Annotated in this window: 1 protein-coding gene; it reads left to right on the top strand. The window is 64.3% G+C overall.

All coding sequences use genetic code 11. The features are described 5' to 3' along the window. The first annotated feature begins 1 nt into the window (after position 1). Positions 2–1,222, top strand: coding sequence for an ISL3 family transposase (locus WAF18_RS17295; protein ID WP_337246206.1), 1,221 nt, complete (start codon positions 2–4; stop codon positions 1,220–1,222). The last annotated feature ends 3 nt before the right edge of the window (positions 1,223–1,225 follow it).

The raw sequence follows: 1,225 nt of genomic DNA on the forward strand, positions 1-1,225 counted from the left end.
GATGTTCGACCGGAAGACGATCGAGAAGCTGGGTGGCTGGGAAGGCTATCGGGTGGAGGGCATCGCGTGGCCCGAAGGCGACAGCCGGACGGTGACGATCTACCTCAAGCCCACCGCCCGCACGATGTACTGCCAGCACTGCGGCAGTCGGTGCCGGCAGGTGCATGAGACGACTGCGCGGCGAGTACGGGATCTGCCGCTGATGGCGCTTCAGGTGAGGCTGGTGGTGCCACGCCGGCGCGTCTGGTGCGACCAGTGCGGCGGTCCGCGCCTGGAGAAGCTGAGCTGGCTGGGGCGCTACCAGCGGGTGACCGACCGGCTGGCCGAGGCAGTCAGCCAGTTGCTCGAGTCCAGCAACATCCTGGCTGTGGGTCGCTTTTTCCAACTTGGCTGGCACACGGTCAAGGCGCTGGACAAGGCCCGGTTGCACCGAACACTCAAGGAACCGGACTGGAGCCAGATCCGGTACCTGGCGATGGATGAGTTCGCCTTGCACAAGGGCCATCGCTACGCCACGGTTGTCGTCGATCCGATCAGCCGTCAGGTGCTGTGGGTCGGCAATGGCCGTTCCCGCGAGACCGCACGCGCCTTCTTCGAGCAGCTTCCCGCTGGCGTTGCCGAGCAGATCCGGGCCGTCGCGATCGACATGACGACCGCCTACGAACGGGAGATCAAGGCCAACTGTCCCAACGCCGAGGTCGTCTACGACCTGTTCCATGTGGTGGCCAAGTACGGTCGCGAGGTGATCGACCGGGTGCGGGTGGATCAGGCCAACCAGCTGCGCCACGACAAGCCCGCCCGCCGGGTGATCAAATCCAGCCGCTGGCTGCTGCTGCGCAATCGCGAAAACCTGGATCGGCGTCAGTCGGTGAAGCTGGGCGAACTGCTCGAAGCCAACCAGCCTCTGCTCACCGCCTATCTGATGCGCGACGAGCTCAAGCGGCTGTGGTTCTACCAGCGTCCCGGCGACGCCCAACGGGCCTGGGAGCACTGGGTGGAGCAGGCCCAAGCCAGCGGCATTGCCGCGCTGGCCCACTTCGCCTTCAAGCTCAAAGCCTATCTACATGGGATCTTGTCGCGCTGCCGGCATCGGCTCAACACCAGCATCGTCGAAGGCATCAACAACACCATCAAGGTCATCAAGCGCCGCGCTTATGGGTACCGCGATCAGGCGTATTTCTTCCTGAAGATCCGTGCAGCCTTCCCCGGTATTCAGCGATGAACC

This window comes from Luteimonas sp. gir (genome assembly GCF_037198055.1).
Taxonomy (GTDB): domain Bacteria; phylum Pseudomonadota; class Gammaproteobacteria; order Xanthomonadales; family Xanthomonadaceae; genus Luteimonas; species Luteimonas citri_A.

What these genes read in the sequence shown, in the direction of transcription:
- WAF18_RS17295 (WP_337246206.1), top strand. Translation starts at nt 2, where the DNA reads ATGTTCGACCGGAAGACGATCGAGAAGCTGGGTGGCTGGGAAGGCTAT.